Below are 1,346 nucleotides of genomic sequence, written 5' to 3'. Positions count from 1 at the left end.
CCGGCGCTGAAGACGATGTTGCGGCTGTGAAAATTCTCGATCCAAAGTCTATCCACTAGTTTAGCTAGCCGACCTATTTTGGTGCAGTTGAATAAAATCTGCGCTGGTTATAAAAAAGCCAAAAAAAGCATTGCGTACCTAAAAAATTCATCGCTATACTCACTAGGCACAAGAAAAATAAAGTCACTGTTACTTGAGCTTCTTTTAAGCAGTAATCAGTAGTAGGAAGCCTCACAGGAACAAAAATAATAATCTGTGGAGACCCGTAATGCGATCACGCCTAGTTATGGTGCTGAGTCTGCTGCTGTCTGCAATTTATGCAGCGGATGTTAGCGCAGAATATGGATTGAATATGCCTCGAGGGGTGACTGATGTTAGTCACTCGGTCTATGACCTACACATGACCATTTTCTGGATATGTGTTGTGATAGGCGTCTTGGTTTTTGGGGTGATGTTCTATTCGATTTTTAAGCACCGTAAGAGCAAAGGTGCGGTAGCCTCAAATTTTCATGAGAACACCACCATCGAGATTATCTGGACCATCGTGCCAGCGATCATCCTTATTGTCATGGCGATTCCCGCCACGAAAACCTTAATTGAAATGTACGACACTTCTGATGCTGATGTTGATATCAAAATCACCGGCTATCAATGGAAGTGGCGCTATGAGTATCTGGGTGAAGGCGTCGACTTCTTTAGTAATCTATCGACCCCAAAAGAAGAGATCTATAACGCCAAAGAGAAAAACGAAAACTATCTCCTAGAAGTCGATAACGAGCTTGTTGTGCCAGTGGGTAAAAAGATTCGTTTTTTGATTACAGCAAACGACGTGATCCACTCCTGGTGGATTCCTGATTTCGCAGTAAAGAAAGATGCTATCCCTGGTTTCATTAATGAAAGCTGGACGCGCATCAATGAACCTGGTGTTTACCGTGGGCAATGTACCGAACTGTGCGGTAAGGATCACGGCTTTATGCCGGTTGTTGTGCGCGCTGTAGAGCAAGCTGAATACGACGAATGGCTCGTGAAGAAGCAGGAAGAGGCGAAAGCCGCTGCCGAACTCGCCAAGCTAACCTTTACCCTAGAGGAGCAAATGGAGCGCGGTGAAAAGGTCTATGCGACTAACTGCGCTGCGTGCCATCAGGCGAACGGTCAAGGCATTCCTCCAGCGTTTCCAGCGCTTGCAGGTAGTGAAATTGCTACCAAGCTGCTGGATAAGCATATCGAAGTGGTCGTAGATGGTGTGCCAGGCTCTGCCATGCAGGCTTACGGCGCTCAGCTTAGTGAAGTGGATCTTGCTGCGGTAATTACCTATGAGCGAAATGCTTGGGGTAATGATACTGGCG

Annotated in this window: 1 protein-coding gene; it reads left to right on the top strand. The window is 46.3% G+C overall.

Annotated elements, in window-relative coordinates; all coding sequences use genetic code 11:
* Positions 1 to 268 precede the first annotated feature (268 nt).
* Positions 269 to 1,346 (top strand): cytochrome c oxidase subunit II (gene coxB / locus A3750_RS27255; protein WP_082873162.1); only part of this gene is annotated, 1,078 nt, incomplete at its 3' end.

This window comes from Oleiphilus sp. HI0079 (assembly GCF_001635105.1).
The sequence above is the reverse complement of the archived record's forward strand: the minus strand, read 5'-3'. Positions and strand labels throughout refer to the sequence as shown.